Here is a 24,348-nt window from a genome sequence, read left to right on the forward strand (position 1 = left end):
TGCTTTGTGCTGATAATAGATATTAAAAGAGACTTTGGAGTTAAATCCAAGTCTCTTTTTTTCGTTTTTACTAAGTCTCTGGATTCCATCAAATGATAATATCAAAGCATAAATGGTATAAATAAGAATATGAATCGTTCATAGTTCAGTGTTAAGCAAAAATTTTCTACTTTTGTCTATTTGAAATAACATTATCAAAAGTGTAAATCATCTTGGTACTAGTTACGAAATACCTGATACGATAAAAATGCCAAAAAAATTCCTAATCATTCGATTTAGTTCCATTGGAGATATCATTCAATGCATGACTGCTGTTGATGGTATTTTGAACCATTATCCTGATGCAGAAATTCATTGGATTGCAAGAAAAGATATGTCCTCTTTTTTGGCCATGGATCAACGAATTCATAAGGTTTGGGGATTTGATCGACAAGATGGATTTAAAGGCATTCTGCAGCAAGCAAAGCAGCTTAAACAGGAAAAATTCGACTATGTATACGATGCACACTCAAATATTCGTTCTCTCATTCTAAAAGCCGTTTTGGTGCCATTTTGGAAACGCTGTATAGGAATAGGACCCAAGTTTACAATGAGAAGTAAGAATCGAATCAAAAGAGTCTTGCTCTTTAAATTTGGAATTGATTGTTTTCCGATGCCTTTTAAAGGGATGCTTTCTTTTCGTAAGCCTCTGGAAAAATGGGGAATTACAAATTATTCTAAGGGAAATGAAGATTGGTATTTTCCTATTGATTTGAAAGAGAATATAAATCAGCAAGTTTTTGAGAGTATAAAAGGTGAAAAGAGCAAGTTGATAACAATGGTTCCTTCTGCTGCCTGGCAAATGAAACGTTGGCCTGTGTCACACTGGCAAAAACTTGTGAATTTACTTCCTGATTATCATTTTATGATTCTGGCTGGTCCGGATGATGTATTCTGCAAGGAAATTGAAGAAGTAGCTCCCGATCGAGTGCTTAATTTGAGTGGAAAAACCAATTTGTTGGCATCTTGCTACCTGGTTCAAAAATCAAATTTGGTTATATCCGGAGATACAGGATTCTTGCATGCCGCAGATAAATTTAAAATACCAGCTCTTTCGTTAATGGGGCCAACAGCATTTGGGTTTACTACAGGAGATCACATTAAAACCCTTGAAGTGGATATGAAATGCCGCCCTTGTACAAAGGATGGATCGGGCAAGTGTAAAATGAATATCTACCAGCAATGTATGGTCGATATTACTCCCGAGTGGCTGGCTGATGAGGTGAAAATGTTAATGGAATCTTAAATCAGACTAATAAGTATTTTAATTTTTCCTACTTCGTATTTTTAATGATATCTTAGTTTTTAAATCAAAACAAGAATTCATGAAAAAATTTGCATTACTACTAATGGTTTTGGTAGGAGTTTATACTAGTCATACAATTGCCCAAAACAAAGAGAGCAAAGAATGTAAGAAAGAATGCTGTTCTAAAAAGAAATGTGAAAGCAAAAGTTTTTACAGCTATAAAATGAACTCTCTGCAGGGCGAAGAGGTAAAATTCAAGAAATATAAAGGAAAAGTGGTTTTGGTGGTTAATACGGCAAGCAAATGCGGATTAACACCACAATACAAAGGTTTGGAAGCCATGTACCAAAAGTACAAAGATCAAGGGTTGGTGATTTTGGGTTTTCCTTGCAATCAGTTTTTAGAACAGGAACCCGGAACGGCTAAGGAAATTGGAGAGTTTTGTCAGAAAAACTACGGCGTAAGTTTTCCAATGTTCGATAAAATTGAAGTTCGTGGCGAGAATGCTCATCCGCTTTATAAAATGCTAACTTCAGAAAAATCATTCAAAGGCTTTGACGATTCAGAATCAGGACAGAAGTTCAAGGGCTTTTTAAGTCAGAAATTTCCGGAAATTTACGAGGGAGATGGTGTGAAGTGGAACTTTACAAAATTCTTAATCGACAGAGATGGTAAGGTGGTTCAGAGAATTGAACCAAATATTACACCTGAAAGTATGGAAGAGGATATTAAGAAATTACTATAAAGAAAAAGAGCTCCAACTTGGAGCTCTTTTTTGTTATCTACGAAAGTATTTTAAGACTATTTGCATCTACTTTTAATTTGATTTTTTCACCAATAACAATGGGTTCTCCATCTACATGTCCGAGTTGAGAGGCATGAACAATTTCTACTTCATCAAGCATAAACTCTTTGAACAAAGAGGAGCTTTCAATTTTTCTCGTGAAAGTTTTAAAGGTTAAAGATGGGATTTGGTACCATTTTGGCTTTTGCAACAAACAAAGGTTTAATTTTCCATCATCAATTTTAGCAGAAGGAGCGATGAATGCATTGTTGCCAAATTGAGATGAATTACAAAAACTCAACATCATGCCTTCTTCAATGCATAAATGCTTGTTGCTTGTCAATTTGAATTTCTGACATTTAAATGTTCGGAAACTTGTTAAAACAGCCTTTATGTAGGAAATAAATCCTCGAGAATTCATGTTGGCAAACTGGTGAGCAATAAGCGCATCAAAGCCAATTCCTGCCACATTCACAAAACGATGTTCATTGATACAAGCGGTATCCATTGAGTTGATTTTGGCCTTATTAAGGTATTGAATTGCTTTTTTTGCATTCATAGGAATACCAAGATGTCTTGCTAATCCATTACCTGATCCACAAGGAATAATACCCATGGCAACATTTGAGAATGTCAAGGCACTCGCGATCTCATTAATTGTTCCATCTCCTCCTATTGCAATTACCAGGTCAAATCTTTTCTCTATGGCTTCTTTTGTAAGCTCAGATGCATGACCTGCATATTGGGTCATTTTAATTGTTAATTGAAATTTGGATTCGTCTATGTGTTGCTTTAGCAGATTTTCGATATGTTTTTGTTTGCCATTCCCAGAAATTGGATTGATAATAGCAAGTGTATTTAATTGATTTAGCATACTGTTTTTCAAAATACAATTTTAAGATTTTTGTATGATTACCTAAATGGATTCATAAAGAAATCGATGTCAGCATTTAATTTTTAAAGTTGTACCTTTTGTGGTGAAACAAATAACTGGCCGTTTGATAATATGTAATCGCATCTCTTAGTTCAGATTTATCTAGTTCACAAGAGTTTTGTTCATCCTTTTCTATAGAATAGGATTCGGTTCGTTTTGTTGGCAATTGAACGGTTAATGAATTATTTTTAAGCAATCCAATTTTCTGATAAGTCCCAATTAAAGCTCTATCAGGGTGATCCAGAAGAATATCTTTACCGAAAAATTTAGATGTATAATCCATATTTAATAACCCCATAACAGTTGGTGCAAAATCAATTTGAGAGGCCATGGTATTTACTTCTCTGGCGTCAATAATTTCTGGTGCGTAAATCATTAGCGGGATATGATATTTTTTTACAGGTAATGAGGTTTTACCAGCACTTGAAGCACAGTGGTCAGCTACAATTACAAACAGGGTATTGTTGAACCACTCATGTTTTTTTGCTTCACGAAGAAATTTTGCAATTGCATAGTCAGTGTATTTTACAGCTCCCTTTCTTCCGGTATGTGAAGGAATATCAATTCTACCTTCAGGATAAGTGTATGGTCTATGATTCGAGGTTGTCATGATAAAGTTGTGGAATGGTTTTCCTGATTGATGAGCCTTATCAGCAACCTGCATGGCTTTTGCAAAAAGATCTTCATCACAAACTCCCCATGCATTTTCGAATGTAATTTCATCTTTCTCAAAATCTTTTTTGTCCACTATGTTGTAACCACTGTTTCCGAAAAAATAGTTCATATTGTCGAAATAACCATTGCCGGCATATATAAAATTGGTTTCATATCCTTTCGATTTTAAGACATTACCAAATGTAAACATTCCTTCATTTTTAGGACGTTTTACAATGGAGTATCCAGGTGTTGGAGGCAAAGAAAGTGTTAGGGCTTCCATGCCGCGAACAGTTCTTGTACCGGTTGCATAAAAGTTGGTAAAAAACAGTGATTGTTGCGCAATGGTATCCATGTTTGGAGTAATATTGTCAGTTCCACCGAATCGGGTAAAGAAAGATCCACTTAAACTCTCCACGGTAATCATCATTATATTGTACTTTTTATCCTCACCTGGATAATTGATTTTTCGAGTCACATCAAATACATCATTACTAATAAATTCACTATTTGAAGTTTTAATAAGCTTTCTCAAATTGGTAAAAGCCTCCTTATCATCCATTGATTGGTAGAAGGATTTGTAATCCAACTCGTTATTTCTGAAAGCTGCAAAGACCTGATATATGCCATTATGTGCCAATTCGTTTGAATAGGTATTCTCTTTAATTTCAGCCGATGTTTTATCTATTGTAAGAAAGGCTATTGTTGGAATCATCCAAAGTACAATGCTGGTGATTAATCGGTTGACAAATTTTGATTGAGAGTTAATACATGTGTCAAACTGCTTTTTAACCAAGGCAAAGATTCCTCCCGAAAGCAAAAGCATTCCAAAAATGATAATTGGCATTGGATAGGACTCTTTGATATTGGAGATTACCTCGTGCGTATATACCAGGTAATCCACGGCAATGAAGTTGTATCGTACACTAAATTCTTCCCAGAAGAACCATTCTCCAATTCCTGAAAAAACAATAATTCCAATACTAATGGTAAAGAAAGCATAGGATATCCAGCGGTGTATTTTACTGTTGAAGATTTTGTCAGGAACGATTAAAAGGTAGAATACAAAGGGAATGATAAAATAGGAGATAGCTACCAAGTCGTAGAAAAGGCCGAATGTATAGATTTTAAAGAATCGAATGATGTTTAACTCAACATTCTGAAAATCTTTGATTAAAAGAATGGTTCTTACCAAAAATGATAAGGCAATAAAAATTAAGCCAAATATGATCAAGCCGCCATATCGACTTTGTAAGATGTTTCTGAACTTCATATTTTTTTGAATTGTGGGATTTGAAATAGAATTCAAAAAAACAGACCAGTTCTAACAAAAACCTAACAAATGGCTTAAGTGTCTGAAAAAGAATGTTAAAAAATATTAAATAATATTTGATTCGAGTATAATCAAGTAATAATATGAATGGAATAGTTTTCAAGCATAAGTTTATGCAACGATTTCTCTGATATTTATTTTCTTATACCATTGTACAAAAAGTTTAATCCCTTCTTCGAAAGGAACTTTAGGAGAATATCCAATGATTTCTTTGGCTTTTGTTATGTCGGCAAAAGTTTGATTTACGTCGCCAGCTTGCATTGGAAGGTGGCTTAGGTTTGGGACAATTCCGGAAGCTTTAGAAATGGCCTCTATCATTTGATTTAAGGGTATTGGATAACTGTTACCAAGGTTTATGGTTTCAAATATATTTTCGTTTTTAAAAAGGAACTCACAAGCTTTAACAATTCCATCAACGGTATCATCAACATAGGTATAATCCCTGGCAGTACTTCCATCTCCAAATACAGGAATGGGTTTGTCATTCATCATCAATCTTAGAAACTTGTGAATTGCCAGATCTGGTCGCTGACGAGGACCAAAAACGGTAAAGAATCGCATGTTTAGGATATCAAGCTTATACAGGTGATGATAGGAGTGATTTAAGACTTCGCAAGCCTTTTTCGAGAATGCATAAGGTGAGATCACATGATCAACATTTTGATCTTCGGTAAAAGGAACCGTTGAGTTGTTTCCGTATACTGATGAGGATGAAGCAAAGGCTAGTTTTTTAATTCCCTTTTCGTTCATAAAGTCAAGGATATTTCTTGTAGCTGTAATATTGCTGTCGATATAAGTTTGAGGAGCTTCTATTGATGGGCGAACACCAGCTTTTCCTGCCAAATGAACAATGAGAGATACATTTTCCTGTATCATTTTTAAAGCACCACTTTTACAAAGGTCTAACTGGTAAAATTTAAACGCCTTGTTTCTTTTAAATCCTTCCATATTTTCCATTTTTAGATCGATGGAGTAAAAGGGATCAAAATTATCGACACCAACAACCTGATAGCCTTGAATTAAAAGTTTTTCACACAAATGAGAACCAATAAATCCGGCACATCCTGTTACAAGAATGCTTTCTTTTACTCTGTTTTCTTGTTTAATTTCCATTGTTCTTTGATTTATTCATTTCTACAGAGGTAGCTGCTGTAAGTGTCTTGTCTGAAATTGAAAGGGGGCTTACCAAACTGACATATTTTTTGAAACACTCTTTGTTTCTTCTTTTGCCGGCCCTTTGTCTGTTATTATCGTATTGATCTATAATATCAAGTTTAATTTTACTCATGTGAGATTTGGTGAATATGTCTTTAGGATTTTCTGTTGACATTACTACAAATGGTTTTTTCTCAGGCAATTCTGGCTTGTTTTTGATATCCCAATGTTTTACTTCTTTTCCTATTTCATATACCAACTCAATCCTAAAATCATGTTCTCCAATGCTATAATAGTTGTATTCTTGCAATTCCTTTTTGTTTCTGATCTCAGCTATATTTTTGAAATGATTGTTTCTATTTAAGATTCCTCCTGTATGGGGAATAATAAAGATCACAACAATTAGGAATAATGATGTTGTGCTTAATACCATACCTCTTACATTTCGATTGATCCAGCAGATTACCAAAATCATGGCAATTAGCTCAGAAAAAATCGAGAAAAGCGCGAAAGAGTGAACGGACATCAACTGATGTTGCTGAAATATAAAAAAAGCAACAACCGGAATCGAAAATGCTACAGTAACAATGGTCCAAAGATTAATACCAAATAAAATATGGTCTGCTTTTTTAGCGCTTTCATTCTTAAAAGCTAGATAAAGGTGATGAAACAGTTGGCCTGCCAATAAAGCGCCAGGAATTAATACTGGAAGAAGGTATCTGTCTTTTTTCTCAGGGATTAATGAAAGCAGAATTACAGAAGATAAAGTCCAAATCAATGCAAATTTGTATTCCTCTTTTGCCTTGAAGTTTTTGATTGCATAAGGAAATAGTAAACTGGTAAAAATGCTCATTGTCCAAACTCCGGATTGAATGGGAAAATTCCAATAGTAATAGAATGGACGAACATGACGATTCATCCATGAACCCGATTCCAGTTTAGCTACGGCTGCAGCTTCTTGAGCATGTGCAATTGAAATAAAAACTGGCCACCAAAAACTAATGACTGCAAATATGAACAAACAAAGTGCAATGGGTTGCCAATACTGTTTTAGGTTGATTTGCCTGTAAACGGTAAAATATGCAATTAGGAATGGGAGTAAAAGAGCAAAAAATGCCACTGGACCTTTACTTAAAAAGGATAATCCTAACAAAACGCCGGCGAACGAAAACTTAATCCATAAACTTTTACTGTTATGATTTTTAAAGGCGCTGTGAATGATCCAGATGGCACCCAACATGAAAGAGTGACAAAAAATGTCCCAGGTTCCTGTTCTGCTCATATAAAGTACATAAAAGCTACTAACAAGGATAAGACTGTTGGTTAAGGCTTTTATTTTACTTCCGTTTAAACTAAGGGTAAATTGGTACATGAACAATACCATCAATGAGCCCATTATTCCAGCCGGAAATCTAAGCATACTTAAATTTTCCATGCCAAATATGCTTCCGATTATTGCGGTAACCCAGGTAGGCAGTGGAGGTTTTGCCAATCGCAGTTCTCCGTTCATTGTTGGTACCAGCCAATTGCCTTTTTCAATCATTTCGCGAGCTGTAACAAAGTTTCTTGCCTCCATGATATTCACGAAGAATTCATCATTGAACAGGAAAAATGAGATGTAGCAAATAATAATTAGCAAAATGGCATGCCCATATCGATTGTTATCTAGTATTGATTGGAGATTCATTGATATTAGTTTTCAGAATTTAGTTGGAGTTTCTTTTTTCGGATTAAGATGATATTTCGCGAATAAACTATCATTCCAAATCCTTGACCGATAAACAGTACCGGATCTGTTCGATAGACTGCATAGGACAAAATCATACATGATCCGATAATGCTTATGATCCAAAATCCCAGAGGGAGACAGGATTCACCTTTCTGTTCGGAATAAATCCATTGATAAATGAATCGGAAGGTGAAAATAATTTGTCCGGCAATTCCCCAAATCAAAAGCAAAACAGGAATGTCATCATTCTTAAATAAAAGATTTTGATGCAATTCCCAATTGAATATGATGTTTGCAATTGCAAAAAGCGGAGTACCAAGAGCCAGAATTTGCGTTACTAAAGGCAATTTTTTCCAGCGTTTTTGTAACTGTAGGTTACGGATATATATGGTATATGCAATGATTTGACCTAAGATGATCGCAAAATCATTGCGCAGTAATCCATACACAAACAACAGCCAGGAAGCCAATATGCTCAACTGCCAGAATATTGCGGGTGAAATAGAATCACCAGCTTTCTCAGATTTTATCCATTGAACAATTAGGCGGGCCGAAAAAAGGGCTTGTGCCAGAAAGCCAATGGCGTAAATATGGTAGCTTTCCATTATCCCTGGTTTGAGATTTCATAATTGATGTTTCGTTTTTTCATCCAACGGTAGGCAAAACAATCTTTAAACGGACCAATCATTCGGTTGAACAAATGGTATTTTGCTTCGCCGGCAATTCGAGGAAAATGACGAACAGGAACTTGCTTCATTTCCCCGTTTTGCAACATGATTAAGGCAGGAATAAATCGGTGCATGCCAGTAAAGAATGGGATTTTCCTGGCATATTTTGTTTGCATGATTTTTAAGGGACATCCCGTATCAATGGCTTTATCCTTGGTCATGAATCGACGAAAGTTGTTGGCTATTGTCGAGCTCATGTTTTTTATAAAACTGTCTTTTCGATCCTTTCGATAGCCAGTAACCAATGCATAATCATTGCGGTATTCCATCAGGAAATCAAAATCGAAAGGAGTTGTCTGTAAATCGGAATCAATATAGCCTACAAATTCGGTGTCAGCATGATCAATCCCAGCTTTAAGAGCAGCACTCAATCCCATGTTTTTGCTCAGTTGGATGTATTGAAAGCGATCGGAGCTTTTACAAATCTTTTCAATCATCATTTGACTGTAGTCAGATGATCCATCATTTACAAATAAAACCTTTGAGCGGTAGGGAGATTGGGAAAAGTAAGCGTTGAATTCCTCTTTAACTCGTGCCAGGTTACCTTCCTCGTTGTATACGGGAACAACAATGGTAAGCTCAAATTTTGGATGCGATAAATTCATGATATGATCTGTTAGTTCTTCCATTCCAAATAAAAACATGGAACAAAAGTCCGTCACTGATCTAACAAAAATCTAACAAGCTGGGAATTGAAAAGTAAAAGTATGTTTAAAATTCTTAAATGAGTAATTGATCTGCATGTTGTAATGATCGGTAATCTTCTTTACAATGGCCAAACCAATGCCTGTTGATTCTTTGCCATCACTTTCTTTATAGAATCGTTTAAATATTTGGTCTGGATTTTTAATCTTCTCCTCTCCATAATTGCTGAAAATAAGCTGATTTTTTTTAATCACAATTTCAAGATCTTTATGGTTAGGTGAGTGTTTAATGGCATTCACCAGTACATTTTGTATCCATAACAATGCCAGCCTTTTATCCATGTATACAACACAATCATTTTCAGATGTAAACTTGATATTTAGCTTGCGATCTTCAATAATTTCCCTGTAGAAATTTATTTTATCAGAAATTATTGATTTGAGGCAAATCTTTTCTTCTTCGTTGAACTGACCATGATCAATTTTTGCAAGAAGTAGCAATGCTTTCGTTATGCCGGACAAACGATCTGTAGAAACAAAAATTTCGCGAATAGACTGGATGGTATCGGAAGACAAATCATCTTTTGAAAAAAGAGATTCACATTTGGTTCTGATTACAGCTAAAGGTGTTTGAAGTTCGTGAGCTGCATTGGCAGAAAATTCTTTGGATGCTTGATAATCTTTTCCTAATCGATCAGACATTTTGATCAAAACCCGGTTTAAATCATCAAATTCATCAACATTTGTAGTTTGGAGTTTAAGTCTTTCTTTAGAGGTAAGTGAATATGATTTTAATGTATCCAAATTGTCTTTAAAATCCTTCCAAAGGCTTTCGCTCATGTATTTGTTATAATACATCATTACTAGAAATATTGAACCAAGAAATATACTGATAATGGGAGTTATGTCGATAAATAGCTCCCAAAAACTTTCTGCAAAGTGCCTGTGAGAGATGAGGTAGTTGGTTCCATTAATTTTTTGTGAAAATTGATATTCTCTGAATTCATCCATGGTTTGATCTTCAGGATCAAACATGATTGTGTCTTTAAATAATCCAGGAACAGAATATTGATTATCAATAATTTTAACAGAGTAATTGGGTGGTATGTCAGGAAAGTGACCATGAACTTTAATAATTTTAGCAACTTCCATTGCACCATACTGCAGTTCCTTTTGGGTATCTAATTTTACAATCTGAGAAATAACAGAAATGATAATTAAATCAGTAATAAAAAGTACAATTAAACCATATTTGAAATAGTTTTTGTTGATTTTGGTAAGAAGTTTCATATATGGAATTTTACAATTCGTACTAGCAGTAATTAATCATTACATGAGTACAAGGTAGAATCTATTTGTTTGAAATTTTATTTTGGAAATCTATATTCGAAAACGTGTTTTGAATTCTTAAAATGATATTCAAACTCTATTTTATAATGATCTATTATTTTTTTTACGATTGCCAGTCCTATGCCCGAAGAACCAACTTGCTCTGATTCTTTGTAAAAGCGATTAAAGATTTGTTCTGGATTTGTTATTGCTTTTTCTCCAAAATTTGAAATGAATAAAGATCTGCTTTTTAGTTGAATAACAATTTCTTCTCCGTCGGGGGAGTATTTGATTGCATTGATAAGGATATTTTGAATCCATAGATTGGCAAGTCTTTTATCCATACTAATGATACAATTGTCAGTAGAATGGAAGTTTATTTTTAGATTTTTATCCTCCAGAATCTCCTTAAGAGATTCTATTTTTAAATCAACAAATTGATTCAGATTAATCTGCTCATTTTCATTGAATTGTCCGTGATCAATTTTAGCCAATAAAAGAAGAGCTTTGGTTATTCCTGATAACCTGTCTGCCGAGACATATATTTCATGTATGGAATTGATCGCTTTTTCATTTAAATCCTGGTAAGAAAACAAATCCTCACACTTATTTCTAATAATGGAGAGAGGGGTTTGTAATTCATGCGCTGCATTGGCCGAAAACTCTTTGGATGCTAAGTAATCTTTTTCCAATCGATCAGACATTTTTTTGATGACCTGATTCAAATCATCAAATTCATCAATACCCGTATTGTTTAATTCCAATTGATTATTGGAACTGAAGGAATGTTCTTTTAATAAATCAACATTTTTATTAAAAGTTCCCCAAAGGATGGTATTCATTTTTTGTGTAAAAAGAAGAACGAGCACAAAAATTAAACCCAGAACCGTAGAAATTAATGCCGTGTAAAGAGAAAAAATATCATCAAATTCCATTAGCATTTGGCGGGTGATAATTTGATAATGCTTTCCGTTTATTGATTTGAAAGTGCTTAATTCCCTGTATGGAACAAGATCATCATGTTTTGAATCATATATTACTGTATCTTTTGTTGTTTCTATGCTAATTTCAGAGAAGGAAATTTCTTCAACAATGTCAGTCGGGTAAACACTTAGAAAATTACCTTTCTGTTCGACGGTTTCGGCAATTAACTCAGCTTCCAGCAATAGTTGCTGATCTATCTCTTCCTTTAGAATGAAATTACTCATCAGAATAATTACCACATCTGCAATTAAAAATACAAGTATACCATACCTAAAATAGGTGCGGTTAATTTTGCTAAGAAGCTTCATGTTTAATGAATTTCAAGTTTATAGCCGAAGCCATGAACGGTTTTGATATAGTTCTCGCCAGTATGCTGTTTAAGTTTTTTTCTAAGACGGTTGATATGAGTATATATGAAATCAGAGTTGTCCATGAAAACAGAATTTTCTCCCCATACATGCTCAAACAAACTTTCCTTAGTCAAAACTCTGGTTTTGTTCTCAATAAAGTATAGCAAAAGGTTATACTCTTTTTTACTAAAGCTGACCACCTGCCCGGAAATTTTTACTTCGTTATTAAGGGGATTGATTTCAATATCTTCAAACTGAACAGAACAAGAGTTTGCATGAAAATTTCTCCTTAGAAGGGCATTGATGCGAGCATATAATTCTGATAAATGGAATGGCTTAACAAGGTAATCGTCTGCACCTAAATTCAATCCATCCACACGATCTTCCAGTTTGTCGCGAGCCGAAATGATGATAACACCAGTTTCATTCCAAATGGATTTGATAAATGGGATACAATTCAAGCCATCACCATCAGGCAAACCCAAATCGAGTAATACGATTGGGTAAAACTTTTTATCGAAAAGTTGTTTTCCTTCTTTTATGCTGGTGGCACAAATACATTTAAAACCTGATGAGTTTAAGAAGTCAGCAACGGTTTTTTGCAGGCTTAAATCATCTTCAATCAATAAAATCTCTTTATCCATGGGAACTGAAATTAAGAAATGGGGTCGTTACATTGCAAATAAACGTGAATTTGCTCTAAATCTTGCCTATTTCATAAACAGATTGGCAATTTCATGACTGAAGTTAAGGAATCTTACATTAGAAAGATTGGTTAAAACCACTACACAGACTTCTTCTTTAGGATAAATGATCATATGCGTGGTTGCTCCGATTGATCCCCCTGAATGACCATAGTAATAATGTCCTTTATGATCTGTTCCACTTGCCCAGCCAATTCCATACTCGGTTAGGTTTCCTTTTGTTGTTTTCTGGGAACGGGTCAACTCATCAATCTGCTTTTGACTTAGGTATCCTGTTTTGCAATGCGCTTTGGCAAATCGCATGATATCTTCCGATGTAGACAAAAAGCCTCCACCTGCCCATTTAATGCTATTGTCAACAAACGGACCATTTACGATTCGATTATCCCTGGTTCTTTGATAAAATCCTGTACGATTGACAATGATACTATCAGTATGATCGGCAATCGTATTGTTCATTTCCAATGGATTAAAAACATGCTTTTGCATGTAGGTAAGAAACTCTTCTCCCGAAGCTTTCTCAACAATTCGACTCAACAAGTTCCAGCCATAACTTGAATAGTGGAACTCTTTACCAGGATAAGAGATCAAAGAATCATTCTCGAAGATTTCAAGTGCATCATCAATGTTGTTATAGTGTTTGGCACTTAAAAACTCATTTCCTTTGTAATGACGAATACCTGCCAAATGACCAGCTACCATTCTGCTGGTAATTTTAGCTTGTTTCTTTGGAAAGTCAGGCAAATAGTATTGAATGGATGAATCCAATTGTAGTTTGTTTTGATCCCACAATTGAATGAGAGCATCGGCACTAACAGGCTTTGAAATACTACCAATGCGAAACTTTGTTATAGCAGGATCAACTTTAGCCTGAGATTCCAGGTTTCCATACCCAAATCCTTTGGAAAGAACATTTTTACCTTTAACCGAAACGGTAATGGCTAAGCCAGGAATTTGATTCTTCGCGATAAAGTCATTGGTAAGTTCAATGGCTTGTTCAATAGACTTGTCATACTTTGATTTTTGACTCTGGCATGATAATGATAAAAGAACAAAAAGGCATACCAGTAAAGATTTTGTGAAATTCATATGCGTTGTTTTGATGGATGATGATTTAAAATTATAAAATAATTCAAATATGATTGTATTGATTAAGCCATGTTTAGCATTTGTCAAATCATATGCTTTTGATTAATTTGCGAACTATAAAATCTATTATAAAAAGCTTTGTTGATGAGTAAAATTCGCGAATATTTTGACCTGACAATGAACTTCCTGAGTAGAGGAGTATGGAACATGCGTTTGAAAGATTTATCGGGACACCGTTATTTCCTGATCAGGCAATTGCGAATTTACCTGTTGGCAGTAAAAGGATTTTATGAAGACAAATGCCAGTTGAGAGCTTCTGCGCTTACATTTTACTCATTGCTTTCGGTAGTTCCGGTTTTGGCAATGGGATTTGGTATTGCAAAAGGATTTAATCTGGAAGCGAAGCTTGAGGCAGAGCTAAAAGCCAATTTAGCTGGTCAGCAAGAAGTATTGACTTGGTTGATAGAATTTGCCAATAAAATGCTGGAAAATACCAAGGGATCATTAATTGCAGGATTGGGATTTGTGATCTTGTTTTGGTCGGTGGTAAAGGTTTTAAGCAATATCGAGGAATCGTTTAATGATGTTTGGCGCATTAAAAAGCCAAGAACATGGGGACGAAAGTTTAGCGATTATACTGCTTTGATGATATTTGCCCCGATTCTTTTGATCGGATCCAGTGGAGTAACCGTGGTACTAAAAACCATGATTGAACAAATCACTCAAGGAAGCGGCCTAATGGAAACTGTAGGTCCATTTCTTACCTTCCTGATCAATTTGGCACCTTTCTTCCTGGTGTGGGTATTGTTTACGCTGCTTTATACATTCATGCCAAACACGCATGTGAAGTTTAAATCGGGATTGATTGCCGGTATTATAGCAGGAACCATCTATCAGTTGTTCCAGGTGTTGTACATCGAGTTCCAGGGAATGGTAACAACCTATAATGCAGTCTACGGTAGTTTTGCTGCCTTGCCTTTGTTCCTAATGTGGTTGCAACTAAGTTGGCTGGTGGTGTTGTTTGGAGCTGAAATTTCCTTTGCAGAGCAAAATGTAGAGAACTACGAATACGAAGCTGAAACCACAGAGATCTCTTACGATTACAAAAGACTATTGAGTTTGTATGTTTTGAATCTCATTGTTCAAAACTTTAAACAAGATAACAAGCCATTGTGTTCTCAGGAAATATCACATCAGCTGGAAATGCCAATAAGATTGGTACGGGAGATTCTTTTTAATTTGTTAAGTGCAGGACTTATTTCGGAGTTGACCACTGACAAGGACAAACAAATGGCTTATCACCCAGCCTTTGATATTAATGAGATGACGGTTAGTAAGGTGATTGATTTATTGGAAAAGGCAGGTTCTGACAATATCCCGGTTTTGGAAACAGAAGTCTATGCCGACCTTAAGTTAATTGTAGCAGAGTATAGAAATTCTTTTTCGGTTGAGGGAAGAGAAATTCTACTGAAAGACATTTAGACAGTGAACAGTTAACAATGATCAATGAATAGTTATCAATTAACAATGGTCAATTAAAGGGAATCAGTTTCCAATTAATAATTTTTGATATTTAAAATTTTAGCAAAAATATGATCTTCATCTTCGGAGCCAACGATAAAGTAGTTGAAAAACAACAGCAATACGCACAAGAGCATTGCTACAATTGTAATAATACGTCTAATTGGATATTGGAAAAGAATGCTACTTATGCCAGTTTATTCTTTATTTCAGTTTTCCCAATTAAAACCAGGTACATCTATTATTGTCCGATATGCAGGAATGGAAGACAGTTGGAGAAAGAGGAATATGAAAGAATGAAGTAAATCAATTAATAATGAGTAATGAACAATGAATAATAATTGTTAGAGAGGAGGGTAACTTCCATCTAATATGAACTTATTTCATCCATCGAATCGCATTAATCACTATTTTTACCAAAGTTTGAATTGACTAAGGTATCCCAAAAGCCAAATCTGAGTACCTAAATTTCAAATTAATGAACAACAAGTCTGTTATCGCGATCTTTGCATTGTGCATGCTTTTAATCTCATCATGTGCGAAGAAAGAGAAAAAAGATCTGCCTAAAATTGCCATTGCAGGATTCTGGATTGAGTCGAGTACCTTTTCGCCTGCCAAAAGCGATGTGAACTCCTTTAAGCAATTAAGAGGAGATGAGATATTCGATTACTATCCATTCTTTGGTGTGGATTCTACTTTAAGAAAGCAAGCCCAATGGGTTCCAACCCTAAGAGCTCGCGCCATTCCTGGTGGGGTAGTTACCAAGGAAACCTACGAAACTTTTGTGAGTGAGATATTGGAAAAATTAAAGGTAAACGGTCCTTTCGATGCCATGTTTTTAGATGTTCACGGAGCGAGTAGTGTGGAAGGAATGGATGATCCCGAAGGTGATTTAATCACACGCATTAGAAAAGTGGTTGGAACGGACTGTATGATTTCTACCAGCATGGATTTACACGGAAATGTAACTCCTGAATTGGTGAAGCATTCCGATTTAATTACCTGTTTCCGTTTGGCCCCACACGAGGATGCCATGGAGACCAGAAGAAGAGCCGTGAAGAACCTTTTGGATCGTTTAGAGAGCGGAAAAGGGAAGCCAAAATACAAAGCATGGATTCCGGTTCCGGTTTTATTGCCGGGAGAGAAAACCAGTACCCGTATTGAGCCGGGAAAAAGCCTGTATGCTAAGATCGATCCATTAACCAAGCAGGAAGGTGTAATTGATGCTGCCATTTGGGTAGGTTATGCATGGGGCGATGCACCAAGAAACACTGCTACGGTTACCGCTTATGGCGACAGCAAGGAAGAGGTTGCCAAAGCAGCCGAATACCTGGCAAAAAGTTTCTGGGATGTAAGAAAAGAATTCGAGTTTGTAGCACCGGTAGCAAGTCTGGATGAAAGTTTAAAGGCAGCCATTAAAAGCGATAAGAAGCCATTTATCATTAGTGATATGGGCGATAATCCAACTGCGGGAGGCGCTGGTGATGTAACCTGGACCTTGGCTGAGCTTTTAAAGAGACCAGAATTTAAAAAGTCAGGCGGACCATCTTTGATTTACGCATCGATTCCGGGACCGAAATTCGTTGAAAAGGCTGTGAAGTTAGGAGAGGGAGCCATGATTGAAGCAGAAGCCGGAGCAAATGTAGACTCACGCTACTCGGGCCCTGTAAAACTGAAAGGAAAGATTGAAAAGATTAGACATGGCGACAAGCATGCCGAAACCGAAGTGGTAGTGAAGGTAGGAAGCATGCACGTAATTGTAACCAAAATCCGTAAGCCATACCATCACGAAGCTGATTTTACCAATTTGGGATTGAATCCTAGAGAATCGGATATTGTGATGGTGAAGATCGGTTACCTGGTGCCTGAATTGTACAACATGCGTGGCGATTGGCTAATGGCTCTTACGCCAGGAGGAGTTGATCAGGATTTGATCCGTTTGGGACACAAACGCATTAAACGACCAATGTTCCCATTCGATGCCGATATGGAAAATCCAGATCTATCAGCTCGAATGATTCCTTTATCGAACGAATAAACACAATTAAAAAATATACAGTAGAGACGTACGGCCGTACGTCTCTTTTTTTTACCACGAACAGATCCTTACGGGATATAGTTATGGCCCAGATTGAAATGATGATTAGGATGAACCCAGATAGGGCACCACTGACAACGGATAACCAACAACTATTTCTTCTTTTTAAAATGGCTAATTACAAAAAGCACACCCACAAGAATAAAAGGAAAAGTGATCATTGCAATTACCGTTAAACTCATCACAACCGAGTGATTCATGTTATAGTTGTGCATAAATATGATGGGAGAAAAAACTATCCCAATCATTCCCAAAATAATTCCTCCAATCAATTCCCATTTCCAGGCTATGATCAAGAGTGCAGTTAACACAAATGAGGGAAGCATATGCATTAAAAAGTCAAGGATTTGCTTGCCAATGGGCAAAGCAGGATTGAATGCATCAAGAGCAAACAGGCTAACAAATAAGATAGCCAATATGCAGATTACTCTTGGAGTCCAGTGCAGAAGTTTTAACGAGCCAGTCATGGTTTCTTATATCATTAAAATTAAAAATGATTGAGATATAATGCCGATAGATATTTAAAGATCAATAACAAATAGCTTGTTCCGATTTTTTTCGGGGAAGTGATGTTATCGATCATTTTAAATACTAATTGGTATTAGGGATTGTTGTAGAATGACCGAAAGCAAGCTTCCATTCTCCGTTTACCTTGTGAAAAATGAGACTTTCCCGCCAATGGATAGGAAAGGTGGTATCAGGAGAACTTACCATAGCATTGTTTTCGTAATACATCCAGGCCATGGATCCATTCAGTTCGGTTTTAATCAGATTAAAGCTATAACGAACATCGAAATCTGCCCATGTACTGTCCATAGCATAAATCAAGCTGTCGTGGGTCCAGTGCAGACCATTCTCAACAATAATAGCATCATGGGTAGAAGAGCTTTTCAATAGGTCCCAATTCCTTGTCTCAAGTGCTGTAAAGAAATCTTTCATCACTTTGTGTACCGCTTCTTTTTCTTTGGTGATATCGGGTTTGTTTTCTTGAGGCGTACATGCGCAAAGAACCAACAGCATTAAAAGTAGTAGGCTTGTTGTTTTCATGGTGGATTGATGTTTAAGCTTATAAAGATTTTTTTTATAGATAGAAGAGGATGGAAGTATCAGTAGATAGGATTATTACAAAGTTAGTGCATTGGCTTGTGAAAGGCCAGAAAACCTGTTGTAGGTTGATTAAAAGGCATTGCAAGATGCTAAGCAACAAGACTAAATTCGCAAAGAATCAGACCAATCATATACCGTCATATAAATCTGCGTCTAAATAATTCCGCACAATAGAAAACTGCCAATTCAAAATAAAATTCATTTTCACATAGGGTATTCTTTCATTTAATCATCATAGTATTACACACAAAACACAAAATGATGAAGAGACTACCTATTATTCTGATCTTTTTGGGGGTATTTATGGTATCCTGTCAGCAAAAGACTACAAAAAATGATGATGCATCTCAAGGATCTGAAACGGAAAAGAAAGTTGAGTATCCACAAGTTGTGGAATTTCCATCTTTGGATTCTTTGATGATAACAGCTCATTTGTATCAGATTGATGAAACATCGCCATTTATTCTGCTTTGTCACCAGGCAAGGTTCAACAAGTTCGAATATTCGGGAATTGCTGAAAAGCTGAACGAAATGGGATTTAACTGTATGGCAATTGATCAGCGTTCGGGTGGACCCATCGGTAAAACACAAAACGAAACCTATTTGCGTGCCCTTGCAAAAGGCTTGGGCATTGATTATGTGGATGCAGAGCCGGATATCCGCGCAGCCATTAAATATGTGAGCCAGAATTATTCGGATAAGGTAATTCTTTGGGGATCGAGTTATTCGTCCACATTAGCGCTTTATTTAGGTATTGATATGGATGAGGTATCAGCAGTGATCTCTTTTAGTCCGGGAAACTATCTGGCTCCTCATAAAGGCTCTTTAATCGATAAGTTGGAAGGATTTGAAAAGCCAATGTTTATTACCAGTTCGAATTATGAAGCCAAATACATAAAAGAATTGTTGGAAAAGCATAAAATGGTAGAGAAGCAGGTACATTTTATTCCAGAAGGTCCGGGGCATCATGGTTCACGTGCACTTTGGATCAATCAGCAAGGAGGAGAGGAGTATTGGAATGCAATTACAGCATTTTTAAGTGATATAAAGAATTAGTTAGGGTTAGTGGTTTATTAAACACAGACTTGATTGGGAATGGCATTGTGCTGTTCCCTTTTTGTTTTCAATAGCAATAGTTTATCGATTAATAATTACATTTGTTTTTAATGGAACATGTACTAGCCCCACTTAATTCGTTCATTATTATCGTAATTGTAGGATCGATATTTTTGTTATCCTTTTTACTGTTAGGTAATCTTTTGAAGGTAAACCGAAAAGCCAATATTCTACTGGCTCTCTTTTTATTGATTTGGGCTAGCTTTTGGATGGATGAGTTATTGGGAATGATAGGAATCAAAACTTATTCACCTACTTTAATTGAAACTCTAGGCGTAATACAAACATTTGCAGCAATCTTGTTTTATTTCAGTGTTTTGTATTATACGAATCCATATCGGAAACTAAGAAAAAAAGATTCTCTCCATTTGATTATTCCGATACTTGTGGCTGTTGTTACCCTTTTCGATATTGAAATGGGTGAGCGATTTGATTCGTATCGATGGTTTGTGCTGGTGTTACTCATTCAGGCTACTTTTTATATTCTTGCTTCTTTACTGTTATTGCAAAAGCATGAAAAAAGAATTGAGTTCTTTAATTCGAATCGGGAATTGGTTGATTTGAAGTGGATCAAGCAAATCATCTTTTCGCTCATAGCAATCAGCATTTTTATCATTGTTTACAACCTGATTATTTCAGAAGGGAATTTAAACATATTCGGGAATGGATTTTCTTTGATCATTTTGCTGTTTTTGGCCTACAATACATTAAAGCAAAAAGAGATATTTCTGATTAGCGAAGAGGAGTTGGAAAAGGTTTTGGAGGAGAAGAGTCAGGAACAGAAAGGCAAGCAAAAACTTTTGTCTGATCAGGAGATTATTGTTTTAAGGGATAAGCTTGAATCGTTAATGAAAGAGAAAAAGCCATATTTGGAAGGGGATTTAAGTTTGTCGAAATTGGCAGAATTCATCGAAATAACACCGCATCATTTGTCTTATCTTTTAAATGAGGGTTTCAATAAGAACTTCTTTCAATATGTGAATCATTATCGGGTAAAGGAAGCCAAAAAGCTTCTCTTGAGTAAAGAATACAAACACATTTCAATCATTGGTATTGCATATGATTCCGGATTTAACTCTAAGACTGCCTTTAATACGGTGTTTAAAAAAGAGACTGGAATGACGCCTTCTTTGTTTAAGAAAAATTCCGCTAGTTTGTAATTCCGATTGGGTAATAGCGGATCCTTGTTTTTAAAATACCGCACTGCTCTGCAGCTGATTCACAATATATGGCATTTTGCTATAAATGCTGCGCCCCTCTGTGGCTTGGGATTGGAGCAAAAGGAGCAAAGGTGCATAGCACCGAGATCATTATGGCAAATGATTCTGTACAAGCCTTAAAGTGCATGGCAGCATGATGTAAGAATGGGGGCCGCAATTAATGTATCATTTGTTTAGAAAAAATACCGCGCTGCTCTGCAGCTTTATCCCATTTGTTCGGATGTTGCTATAAATACTTCGCCACTCTGTGGCTTGGGATTGGCACAAAAGAATTAAAGGTGCGTAGCACCGAAGTCTCTATAGCAAATGAATTTGCACAATTCTTAAGGTACATCGTACCGTGGTATATAACAGATAATCAGGTTCAAATAATTATTAAAAAACGTTCGCATTGATAAATGCGAACCTGTTTAGGCGTTCTACTTTATAAAAAACACCCGTTTAAATATGAAAGTATTGTTGGTTTGTAACAAAACGGCGATGCTTATGAATGTTCTAAAGTGTTTTATACTTCTCATGTTTTACTTGATAAGAATGCTTAGCCTTGTATTTAGAGTATTGCTGTTTTGTTACAAACAAAAACAGTAATAGGTATGAAGATTTTAAAGACTTTTCTTTTGGTGTTGATTTGTGTAAATCTGCAAGCACAAGAACTAACACAAAGCATAAAGGGGAAAATTGTAAGTAAGGAAACAGAAGAACCCTTGGCTTTTGCCAATATTCATGTGAAGGATACGGATCCCATTATTGGTGCAACAAGCGATTTCGATGGAAATTTTGAGCTTAAAAATGTTCCTGTAGGGAGGGTAAACATAGAGGTTTCGTATATCGGATATGAATCATTACAGATATTGGATGTTATTGTAAATTCGGCCAGAGAGGTACAGCTTTACATTCAATTGAATCCTTTATTTTCTGCATTGGGAGAAGTTGTTGTGGCACCAAAAATTAACAAACAGGAAACTGTTAATCCGATTACAATGGTAAGCGCTCGTATGCTTAGTATTGAGGAAGCCAACAGGTATGCTGGTGGATTCGATGATCCCGCCAGGTTAGCTTCATCATTTGCAGGAGTGGCTAGTAGTAATGGAGAGGATAATTCCATTATTGTTCGTGGTAATGCCCCTAAATTCTTGCAATGGAAGATTGAAGGGATAGAGATTCCCAATCCGAATCACTTTGCCAACTTAAACAGCTTTGGAGGAGGTGGATTAACCGCATTAAGTTCTAATGTTTTGGCCAATTCCGATTTTATGACCGGAGCTTTTCCATCGGAGTACAACAATGCGCTGGCAGGGGTGTTTGATATTAAAATGAGAACAGGCAATACCAGCAATTACCAGCATAGTTTTGAAGCTGGATTAATTGGAATCGATTTTTCTTCGGAAGGTCCGCTGACAAAAAACAACGGATCGTACCTGGTAAATTACAGGTATTCCACCTTGGCACTAATTCCTTCCATGTTGCCAGAAGATGCTGATGGAACCAAGTACCAGGATTTATCCTTTAAGCTAAACTTTCCAAGCCAGAAGTTGGGTACATTTTCACTTTGGGGAATCGGTTTAATCGATGAATCGGATACCAGCCCAGAGAAAGATCCGAATGAGAGGGAGTATTATCAAGATATAGAAGATCAGGAAGTAAAACAATACATGGGAGCCATTGGTTTGAATCACAAATTGCGATTTAAAAATTCGGCTTATTTGAATTCAACGCTGGCCTTTACTTCCGAAGGTATCGACATGCTAACCGATCGATTGGATGAAAATGAAGTGTTGCAAGCAGAAAACCTGGTAAATAATACCAAGTACAACATTGAGTTCAAATCCTATTACAACAGAAGGTTCTCGGAGCGATTATCGAATAGAACGGGAGTTTCATTAAGAGGAATGGGCTATGATTTGGATATTCGTGAGGCAGATGAAAGCAAGACATTGCAAAATTTAAGCAATGAGAATGGCTTTAGTTTTCTGGCATCGGCTTATACCAATTTTAGCATTACAGGGAAAAAGTTTAAGTTCAATTTTGGCTTGAATACTCAAGTATTTACATTGAATAACAACTATACGATTGAACCCCGTTTGGGAATCAAGTACCAACTTAATGACAGAAATAGTTTTAGTTTTGGTTACGGTTTGCACAGCAGGTTGGAGCCTTTACAAGTATACTTTACCAAACCAATCAACGGAGATGGTGGCATAAGCAATAAGAACCTCGATTTTACCAAGGCACATCACTTGGTATTGGCTTACGATTGGAATATTAGCAAGAAACTACATGTAAAAATAGAACCTTACTACCAGGAATTGTATGATGTACCAATAGCTGTAAATAGCAATGAATCCTTATTGAACCTACAGGGAGATTGGTTTTTGGAAGATGCCTATGAAAACACAGGTAAAGGCAGAAATTATGGTATTGATTTGACGGTAGAGCAGTACATGTACAAAGGATTTTATTACCTGTTATCGGGCTCACTATTTAAATCGCAGTACAAAACTGCTGATTCGGATTGGTTCAGTACCCGATACAATAAAAAGTACCTGATTAATGCTTTACTGGGAAAAGAGTTTTCGCTAGGGGATAAAAAACAAAACTCCCTGGGCTTCAACCTAAGATTATCGATACAAGGAGGTGAAAGATTCTCAAAAATAGATGAAGATGCTTCCGCATTAGCTCGAGAGGTGGAGTACGATGAGACAATTCCTTTCAACATGAAAACTAAAAGTTCAACCTTACTACATACAAGCATTAATTATACATGGAATAAACAGAAAACGAGTCACAAATTGTCTCTTAAAATATTAAATCTAATGGGTTACAAAGGATTTCACGGACACAAATACAATATCAAAACAGGAGAAGTGGATGAGGATAGAGAGGCATTAATGATACCAAACTTGAGTTATCGAATTTCGTTTTAACTGCTTGTATTGAACTGTTTGAGGGAATGGCATTGAGTTGTTTTTGATTTTGTAAGTTTATCAGAATATTTGTATGGTTTACATTAAAGTGTTATTTTTATGAAAATTAAATTAAATAAAAATGGTAATGAAAAAGCTTTTACTAATCACATCACTTATTGGAATTTTCTTTACAGGTAACGCTCAAACTAAAAATTGGACTGCAAGTTATTATCACAAAAATGAATTAGGAATTGCATTGTTTACACAAGGATTATTTTATCCTGAGATAAGAATTCAAGCTGAGAATGAATACTTTGACAATACAGAAGTTTCATTTTTTATTCGTAATGATTTATCTGTTGAGTTAGCTGCAGATGTTAATCTTTCTTGGGGGGTTGGTGCATCTGTAATAGAAGGGGAATTTGGTAATTTTAGATTGCCACTATACCTTGTTAAGAATGATATTTTAACAGAAAATGTAAGTTTAATGCTAGGCTTGGAGTTAAATTCTGATTTTGAAGATAAAACCAAACTACTTCCTAAATTTGGAATTAGTATAAGCTTCTAAGAAGAGGATTTAAAGTGAAGTTGTTTAGAGTCCTACTGGGATTTCGAGAGTGACTTATTGGTTTTCAGTGGCGAAGCTCAATTTTTTATTGCATAGCCGAAGTTACGTAA

Annotated in this window: 21 protein-coding genes; 9 read left to right on the top strand and 12 right to left on the bottom strand. The window is 35.9% G+C overall.

Annotated elements, in window-relative coordinates; all coding sequences use genetic code 11:
• The first annotated feature begins 247 nt into the window (after positions 1-247).
• Positions 248-1,285 (top strand): glycosyltransferase family 9 protein, encoded by a 1,038-nt coding sequence (locus NQ163_RS09860; protein ID WP_268190172.1) that lies wholly within the window; start codon positions 248-250, stop codon positions 1,283-1,285.
• Between the two features lie 79 nt (positions 1,286-1,364).
• Positions 1,365-2,030 carry a glutathione peroxidase gene (locus NQ163_RS09865; protein ID WP_268190173.1) on the top strand — a complete coding sequence of 222 codons (666 nt, stop codon included), beginning with the start codon at positions 1,365-1,367 and terminating at the stop codon, positions 2,028-2,030.
• 37 nt (positions 2,031-2,067) lie between these two features.
• Here the strand turns inward: NQ163_RS09865 and NQ163_RS09870 are convergent, their stop codons facing one another.
• From NQ163_RS09870 to NQ163_RS09915, 10 genes are all read right to left on the bottom strand, one after another.
• Positions 2,068-2,943, bottom strand: a complete 876-nt coding sequence (locus NQ163_RS09870) for a diacylglycerol/lipid kinase family protein (protein WP_268190174.1) — start codon at positions 2,941-2,943, stop codon at positions 2,068-2,070.
• Between the two features lie 76 nt (positions 2,944-3,019).
• Positions 3,020-4,930 carry an LTA synthase family protein gene (locus NQ163_RS09875; protein WP_268190175.1) on the bottom strand — a complete coding sequence of 637 codons (1,911 nt, stop codon included), beginning with the start codon at positions 4,928-4,930 and terminating at the stop codon, positions 3,020-3,022.
• Positions 4,931-5,101: 171 nt separating this feature from the next.
• On the bottom strand, positions 5,102-6,103 hold the full coding sequence (locus NQ163_RS09880) for a GDP-mannose 4,6-dehydratase (RefSeq protein WP_268190176.1): 1,002 nt from the start codon (positions 6,101-6,103) through the stop codon (positions 5,102-5,104).
• Positions 6,093-7,832 (bottom strand): ArnT family glycosyltransferase, encoded by a 1,740-nt coding sequence (locus tag NQ163_RS09885; protein ID WP_268190177.1) that lies wholly within the window; start codon positions 7,830-7,832, stop codon positions 6,093-6,095. Before NQ163_RS09885 ends, NQ163_RS09880 begins: the two co-directional genes overlap by 11 nt.
• Positions 7,833-7,837: 5 nt before the next feature.
• Positions 7,838-8,479 carry a lipid-A-disaccharide synthase N-terminal domain-containing protein gene (locus tag NQ163_RS09890; RefSeq protein ID WP_268190178.1) on the bottom strand — a complete coding sequence of 214 codons (642 nt, stop codon included), beginning with the start codon at positions 8,477-8,479 and terminating at the stop codon, positions 7,838-7,840.
• A complete protein-coding gene (locus NQ163_RS09895; RefSeq protein WP_268190179.1) occupies positions 8,479-9,231 on the bottom strand; it encodes a glycosyltransferase in 753 nt (250 codons plus the stop codon). The genes NQ163_RS09890 and NQ163_RS09895 overlap by 1 nt, the downstream gene beginning before the upstream one ends.
• A 48-nt stretch (positions 9,232-9,279) precedes the next feature.
• Positions 9,280-10,536: a sensor histidine kinase gene (gene porY / locus NQ163_RS09900; RefSeq protein WP_268190180.1), complete on the bottom strand. Its 1,257-nt coding sequence runs from the start codon at positions 10,534-10,536 to the stop codon at positions 9,280-9,282.
• A 77-nt stretch (positions 10,537-10,613) separates the two neighbouring features.
• Positions 10,614-11,867, bottom strand: coding sequence for a sensor histidine kinase (porY, locus tag NQ163_RS09905; protein ID WP_268190181.1), 1,254 nt, complete (start codon positions 11,865-11,867; stop codon positions 10,614-10,616).
• 2 nt (positions 11,868-11,869) lie between these two features.
• Positions 11,870-12,553, bottom strand: coding sequence for a response regulator transcription factor (locus NQ163_RS09910; RefSeq protein ID WP_268190182.1), 684 nt, complete (start codon positions 12,551-12,553; stop codon positions 11,870-11,872).
• A 66-nt stretch (positions 12,554-12,619) separates the two neighbouring features.
• Positions 12,620-13,702, bottom strand: a complete 1,083-nt coding sequence (locus NQ163_RS09915) for a serine hydrolase domain-containing protein (RefSeq protein ID WP_268190183.1) — start codon at positions 13,700-13,702, stop codon at positions 12,620-12,622.
• A 144-nt stretch (positions 13,703-13,846) separates the two neighbouring features.
• On the opposite strand from NQ163_RS09915, the gene NQ163_RS09920 reads away from it, so the two are divergent.
• From NQ163_RS09920 to NQ163_RS09930, 3 genes are all read left to right on the top strand, one after another.
• Positions 13,847-15,184: a YihY/virulence factor BrkB family protein gene (locus NQ163_RS09920; RefSeq protein ID WP_268190184.1), complete on the top strand. Its 1,338-nt coding sequence runs from the start codon at positions 13,847-13,849 to the stop codon at positions 15,182-15,184.
• Positions 15,185-15,294: 110 nt separating this feature from the next.
• Positions 15,295-15,528, top strand: a complete 234-nt coding sequence (locus NQ163_RS09925) for a zinc-ribbon domain-containing protein (protein WP_268190185.1) — start codon at positions 15,295-15,297, stop codon at positions 15,526-15,528.
• A 173-nt stretch (positions 15,529-15,701) separates the two neighbouring features.
• Positions 15,702-17,261 carry a M81 family metallopeptidase gene (locus NQ163_RS09930; protein WP_268190186.1) on the top strand — a complete coding sequence of 520 codons (1,560 nt, stop codon included), beginning with the start codon at positions 15,702-15,704 and terminating at the stop codon, positions 17,259-17,261.
• Between the two features lie 152 nt (positions 17,262-17,413).
• On the opposite strand, the gene NQ163_RS09935 is transcribed toward NQ163_RS09930, so the two are convergent.
• Both NQ163_RS09935 and NQ163_RS09940 read right to left on the bottom strand, forming a co-directional pair.
• The gene (locus NQ163_RS09935; protein WP_268190187.1) at positions 17,414-17,788 is read right to left on the bottom strand and encodes a DUF7670 domain-containing protein; all 375 of its coding nucleotides are present in this window, start codon (positions 17,786-17,788) and stop codon (positions 17,414-17,416) included.
• A 124-nt stretch (positions 17,789-17,912) separates the two neighbouring features.
• Positions 17,913-18,368, bottom strand: a complete 456-nt coding sequence (locus tag NQ163_RS09940) for a DUF4440 domain-containing protein (RefSeq protein WP_268190188.1) — start codon at positions 18,366-18,368, stop codon at positions 17,913-17,915.
• 321 nt (positions 18,369-18,689) lie between these two features.
• On the opposite strand from NQ163_RS09940, the gene NQ163_RS09945 reads away from it, so the two are divergent.
• The 4 genes from NQ163_RS09945 to NQ163_RS09960 all read left to right on the top strand — a co-directional run bounded on the left by NQ163_RS09945 (position 18,690) and on the right by NQ163_RS09960 (position 24,238).
• Positions 18,690-19,484 carry an alpha/beta hydrolase gene (locus NQ163_RS09945; protein ID WP_268190189.1) on the top strand — a complete coding sequence of 265 codons (795 nt, stop codon included), beginning with the start codon at positions 18,690-18,692 and terminating at the stop codon, positions 19,482-19,484.
• 110 nt (positions 19,485-19,594) lie between these two features.
• Positions 19,595-20,704: a helix-turn-helix domain-containing protein gene (locus tag NQ163_RS09950; RefSeq protein WP_268190190.1), complete on the top strand. Its 1,110-nt coding sequence runs from the start codon at positions 19,595-19,597 to the stop codon at positions 20,702-20,704.
• Between the two features lie 653 nt (positions 20,705-21,357).
• Positions 21,358-23,688 carry a TonB-dependent receptor gene (locus NQ163_RS09955; protein ID WP_268190191.1) on the top strand — a complete coding sequence of 777 codons (2,331 nt, stop codon included), beginning with the start codon at positions 21,358-21,360 and terminating at the stop codon, positions 23,686-23,688.
• Between the two features lie 127 nt (positions 23,689-23,815).
• A complete protein-coding gene (locus NQ163_RS09960) occupies positions 23,816-24,238 on the top strand; it encodes a hypothetical protein (protein WP_268190192.1) in 423 nt (140 codons plus the stop codon).
• The last annotated feature ends 110 nt before the right edge of the window (positions 24,239-24,348 follow it).

This window comes from Marinifilum sp. D737, from assembly GCF_026672275.1.
GTDB lineage: Bacteria > Bacteroidota > Bacteroidia > Bacteroidales > Marinifilaceae > Marinifilum.